Consider the following 5,718-nt stretch of genomic DNA (forward strand, 5'->3'; position numbering starts at 1 on the left):
GGCAAATTAGCCCGCCAGTGTGAACTCACACGGTCGTATTCGTCTACGGAAGCTAAGTGTTTCATAAAACGCGGGAGGTTTTCAAGCTTGCGCCAGAATGCATATACTTCAGCACGCGGGCGGTCAACCATAAAGGTTTCGGTTATATTTAAAGGCCGCGGATCGGTGCCATCAGTATCAAGTGCCTTGTATACCGGGCAAAATCCTGTTGCGCCGCGGTAGATCAGCAGTCCTCCGGCAATCGCTTCCTGGATTCCGATAAAAGGGTGTTTCCTTAGCGTTTTAAGGCTCTTATAGGTCAGGTATACACCGCCTACCACCGAGATCACCCGCTCAGTAAGGTCTACATTTCCGTTGTCTGCTTCAATCGAAGAGATTTTATCTTTAATAACCTCAAGGTCAAAGTTATCCTTTAGCTTGTCTGTGATTGTATCGAAGTTCATCTTATTGTTTTTTCTTTTAACAAGGACTGAGTATCAAGTGTTTTGAAATTTGAAGATTTTGTTTGGTTGTCTTTGCGAGGAGGCACGACGAAGCAATCTCCTGCAACGGTCATAGAGATTGCTTCGTCGTACCTCCTCGCAAGGACAACCTGCGAAGGAAGAGCCCCAACCTCCGATCTTGATACCTGATACTTGATACTTACTTCTAAATCCCGTACTTTCACTAAAAAATAAAAATCATCTCTCCTATGATCAGCATACTCTTTTCTAAAATCAAAACTGCATTTGTCTTATTGTTAGTTTTCGCATCTGTTTCTTCCGCATTAGCCCAGGTAGCTGCTGCTAAGTATAACCTGAGGGTTGAATGGAAACCACTGCAGAATAATTATGAAGCGAAGAGACAGTCACTTTCAAACCTGAGCATTATTAATGATTCGGATACAGACCTTCCGGCGAAGGGCTGGACCTTATATTTTAATTATGGCGGTTCTTTCCCGAAACCAGAGAATAGCGGGCTTAGCATATCATTTGTAAACGGCGATTTATTTAAAATCGAACCCACTGCAGCTTTTGAGGGGATACCTGCAAAATCAACCTTTACTTATCAGATGGTTCGATCAGGGTCTATCGAGAATTTCACAAATAACCCACAGGGATTTTATCTGGTGATGGATGCGGAACCTAATAAAGCTTATCCTGTTGCTGCAAGCTATCCAGAGCCGGAAAAGGACTTTCTGGACAAACTTGCTTCCGGTCAAAATAGCTGGATGAACCCTCAATATGTATTTAGCAAAAACCAGTCGGGTAAAGATGTTCCGGAGAGCCAGCTTGTTAAAGTTTTCCCGACGCCGGTATCTTACAATGCAGGCAGTGGCGAATTCTCACTTTATGCAGGTACCCGCATTTATGCAGAGCCAGCCTTTGCGAAAGAAGCAAACTACCTCGCATCCGAATTAGAGAAACTGCTGCTGCTGAAACCAGGTATAGTTAAACTGGTTCCTACCGGCAATTCAATCATACTGCAGAAGAACATGCGTATTGCTCCTGAAGGCTATTCATTAAAGGTTTCTCCTACTGGCATCGTTATTTCGGCATCTACACCTTCCGGAGCTTTCTACGGCATACAATCTTTAAAAACTTTACTTCCTCCTTCAAGCTGGAAAGGTAAGCAATCAGCTATCCCGGTTCAGTCAGTTGAAGTAGTGGATGCACCACGCTTTGGCTTCCGAAGCCTGATGCTGGACGTGTCGCGTAATTTTCAGACCAAAGCACAGATATTGAAAGTGCTGGATCTGATGAGCCTTTATAAGCTGAATGTATTCCATCTTCACTTTTCGGATGATGAGGGATGGAGAGTTGAAATCCCTTCTCTACCAGAATTAACGAGTGTTGGAAGTGTGCGGGGACATACAGTCGATAATAAAAATAATATCCAGCCTTCTTTTGGATCTGGTGGTACATCTAATGTCCTTCCGGGAAGCGGGCACTATAGCAAAAAGGATTTCATAGAAATCTTAAAATATGCTGCCGCACGCCATATTGATGTAATCCCTGAAATTGAGTCGCCGGGCCATGCGCGCGCGGCCATCAAAGCAATGGAAAACCGTTATGCGAAACTAATGAAAGCCGGGAAGCCTGAAGAAGCTAACCGTTATCGTTTGGCTGAGCCGTCTGATTCATCTAAATACCGTTCTGTGCAGGGCTGGAGCGATAATGTGATCAATGTTGCCTTACCATCTGCATACAATTTCATGGAACGTGTTACCGACGACCTGATCATGATGTACAAAGAAGCCGGGGCTCCGCTAAAGACAATTCATTTCGGTGGGGATGAAGTGCCACCGGGCGTATGGGAACGTTCGCCAGCTTACATCAAATTAGCTAAGGCCAATCCTGCAATTAAAAACACTGACGACCTATGGTATTATTATTTCGGGAAACTGAACACCATGGTAAAAAAGCGCGGATTATTCTTGTCGGGTTGGGAAGAAGCAGGCATGCGTAAGACCATGCTAGATGGCAAGCCGCATTATATTGCAAACCCGGATTTTGCGGATGATAATTTCCAGCTGAACGTTTGGAACAATACTATCGGCTCAGGAGCCGAAGATCTCGCTTACCGTCTTGCCAATGGTGGATATAAGGTGGTATTGTCGCCAGTGTCTAACCAGTATTTTGACCTCGCTTATAACAATTCATATTACGAACCAGGACAAAAATGGGGCGGGCTTGTTGATGCCGATAAGCCGTTCTATTTCATTCCATTCGATATGCTTAAAAATGTTAAAGAAGACGGTCAGGGAAATCCTATCGGCAAATTAGATCAAACGGGTAAGATCCGCCTGACCGATTATGGTAAATCAAATATCGTTGGTATACAGGGCTTGCTTTGGTCGGAGAACAACAATAGTTCTACACGCCTGGAATACATGCTGCTTCCAAAACTATTAGGACTTGCCGAACGCGCATGGTCAACTGCTCCGGAATGGGCTACGTCTGCTGATCCTGCAAAAGCCGAACAACTTTACCAGGACTCGTGGGTGAATTTTACCAACATCGTGGGTAAGCGCGAATTGCCTAGACTAACACATTATAATGGGGGCTATGCCTACCGTATTCCGGAACCGGGGTTAAAAGTGGAAAACGGCACTGTGGTAGCGAATATACAATACCCAGGGCTAGAATTACGCTATACTACGGATGGATCAGAGCCGGAGGCTACGAGTAAATTGTATTCAGGGCCGGTTTCTGAAAAAGGGATGATTAAGGTGGCTGCTTTTGATGCTGGGGGGAGAAAAGGGAGAGTTGTAGAGGTCGAGAATAGATAGGTCCCTCGCTGCGCGTCGGGATGACGGGTCCCTCGCAACACGTTTTAAATTCATTTTATGAGAAAATACTTCTTCTTTTTCCTATTAAGTTTTTTGATTGATGAGTCAGTTTCAGCGCAATCAGCAGAAGTTTTAACAATCAAAAAATACGGGAGTGAAAATGCTGGCAACATCATTAAAGAGTTCTCTGAGTTTCTCTATTTACCTAATGTTGCTGCTGACCCTGTTGGTCAACAAAAGAATGCTGATTTCATCATGGAAATGATGACCAAAAGGGGTATTCAAAAAGTGCAGCTTCTAAAGGCTAACACAATAGGCGTACCACCAGCAGTATATGGCGAAGTAAATGTACCAGGTGCAACAAAAACTCTGATTTTTTATGCACATTATGATGGCCAACCCGTTAACCCGGCACAATGGGCAAAAGGACTTGATCCCTTTCAACCAAAACTATTTTCGGATGCCATAGATAAAGGTGGAACTAATATATCTTTTCCTACAGATGGTAATTACAAAAGCGAATGGAGGATATATGCCCGTGGATCTTCTGATGACAAAGCGGGTGTTAGTGCCATTCTAAACGCGTATGATGCTGTAAAGCAAAGCGGACTTACTCCAAACTATAATCTTAAGTTTTTCTTCGAAGGACAAGAAGAAGCTGGCTCTCCACATCTTCATGAAATATTGGAAAAGTACCAGTCCTTACTCCAATCAGATCTTTGGATTATTTGTGATGGACCAGTTCATCAATCAGGGAAAAAGCAAATTGTATTTGGCGTTCGCGGTGATGTAAATCTTGAACTTACTGTATATGCTTCAAAACGACCGCTGCATAGTGGCCATTATGGAAACTGGGCTCCAAATCCCGCCATGATGTTGGCAAAACTATTATCCTCTATGAAAGATGACAACGGAAGAGTAACTATAAAAGGATTTTATGACGATGTAACCCCTTTGTCACTTTCTGAAAGAAAGGCTTTAGATGAAGTTCCATCGGTTGATCGGCAAATGAAAAGAGAACTGGGAATAAGTGCCGTTGAAATGCAGGGAGTAACATTAAGTGAGGCTATAAATCAGCCTTCATTAAATATCAATGGTATGCAAAGCGGTAATGTTGGTAAGATGGCTTCCAATCAAATACCAACATCTGCGACTGCTGTTCTTGATTTGAGATTGGTATTAGGCAATGATTGGAAGAGGCAGCAACAAAAAGTAATCGATCATATAAAAGCAGAAGGCTTTTATGTAACCAATAGTGAGCCAACGGATGAAGAAAGAGCAAAATACGCCAAAATTATAAAAGTGACAAACGGACAGGATGGCACCAATGCACAACGAACATCCATGGATTTGCCGATTATACAAAAAGTTATAGCAGCAGTTAAAACGACAAGCCAAGATCAAATTGTACTACAGCCAACGATGGGTGGTACTCTTCCACTTTTTTTGTTTGAAAAATATTTAAAAGCGAAAACTGTTACTGTTCCAATAGCCAACCATGATAACAACCAACATGCAGAAAATGAAAACATTCGTATTGGCAATTTTTTTGACGGAATAGTAATAATGGGATCTCTTATGATGATTAAATAGTTTCAGTGTGATCTTAACCCATTTTCGGGCAATTCTGCTATTGACAAGAATCACGAACGCCCAACATGGGTCTTTGTGCAATGGTCATGGATCTTGAAACTTCGGCTATACTGCTGGAACTTAGCTTAAAATAGGTTTTTGGAAAGATGCGTTTAGTTTCGTTTCTTTGCATCCTAATCACGACTCCTTAGCTCAGCTGGTTAGAGCTACTGACTCTTAATCAGTAGGTCCTGGGTTCGAGTCCCAGAGGGGTCACATATTGGACATCAAACAAGCACAAAGCCTCTCGAAAAAGAGGCTTTTTTGCGTTTAAGAGCACTTTTCTCAAAAATTTCAGTTCAAACAGCATCAAGTAAATCCAACCGAATCGGTTTCCTATTCGGTTTCCTATTGTTTCTAGCGAAATTAGGAAACCGAATTCAAAGAGAATTAAACTAAATAACTTAGTTATCTAACTGACTTTCAACACTTAAAAAACTAAAAGTCATGAAAATTAATGAAGGTTTATCTGTACTGTTTTGGCTGTACAAAGCGAAAAAATCCAAGGATGGAATGGTTCCAATTTATGTAAGAATTACAGTAAATGGTGACCGTGATAATTTTTCGACGGGTAAGAAAATTGCCCCTAGCGACTGGGACGAAAAGAATAGCTTCGTCAAATCTGTTGCTCTGGATTATAAATCTGTCAACAGTTATATACGAAAAACGCAATCTGCATTGGAGAAGCATTATAACGCTGTAGCCGGTAAGAAAGAATACAGTGTTTTTGGCAATTAGCGATACAGAACATTCGGCAAGAATGCTGTCGAAGAATCGGCAAGAATGAATGCAGAGTTCAATTTCAAAAGTAGTTT

Annotated in this window: 4 protein-coding genes and 1 tRNA gene; 4 read left to right on the forward strand and 1 reads right to left on the reverse strand. The window is 42.1% G+C overall.

Annotation, left to right across the window (positions count from 1 at the left end; genetic code table 11):
- Positions 1-443, reverse strand: a 443-nt coding sequence (locus tag WBJ10_RS02310) for a YgaP-like transmembrane domain (RefSeq protein WP_424287937.1), incomplete at its 3' end; no start/stop codon positions are given.
- A 248-nt stretch (positions 444-691) separates the two neighbouring features.
- Here WBJ10_RS02310 and WBJ10_RS02315 point away from each other — a divergent pair.
- The 4 genes from WBJ10_RS02315 to WBJ10_RS02330 all read left to right on the forward strand — a co-directional run bounded on the left by WBJ10_RS02315 (position 692) and on the right by WBJ10_RS02330 (position 5,641).
- Complete coding sequence (locus WBJ10_RS02315) at positions 692-3,271, forward strand: family 20 glycosylhydrolase (protein WP_424287938.1); 2,580 nt, start codon at positions 692-694, stop codon at positions 3,269-3,271.
- A gap of 57 nt (positions 3,272-3,328) precedes the next feature.
- Positions 3,329-4,864 carry a M20/M25/M40 family metallo-hydrolase gene (locus tag WBJ10_RS02320; RefSeq protein ID WP_424287939.1) on the forward strand — a complete coding sequence of 512 codons (1,536 nt, stop codon included), beginning with the start codon at positions 3,329-3,331 and terminating at the stop codon, positions 4,862-4,864.
- A gap of 181 nt (positions 4,865-5,045) precedes the next feature.
- Positions 5,046-5,119, forward strand: a tRNA-Lys gene (locus tag WBJ10_RS02325).
- A 231-nt stretch (positions 5,120-5,350) separates the two neighbouring features.
- Complete coding sequence (locus tag WBJ10_RS02330; protein ID WP_424287940.1) at positions 5,351-5,641, forward strand: Arm DNA-binding domain-containing protein; 291 nt, start codon at positions 5,351-5,353, stop codon at positions 5,639-5,641.
- Positions 5,642-5,718 lie beyond the last annotated feature (77 nt).

The organism is Daejeonella sp., from assembly GCF_049655485.1.
Classification (GTDB): Bacteria; Bacteroidota; Bacteroidia; order Sphingobacteriales; family Sphingobacteriaceae; genus Daejeonella.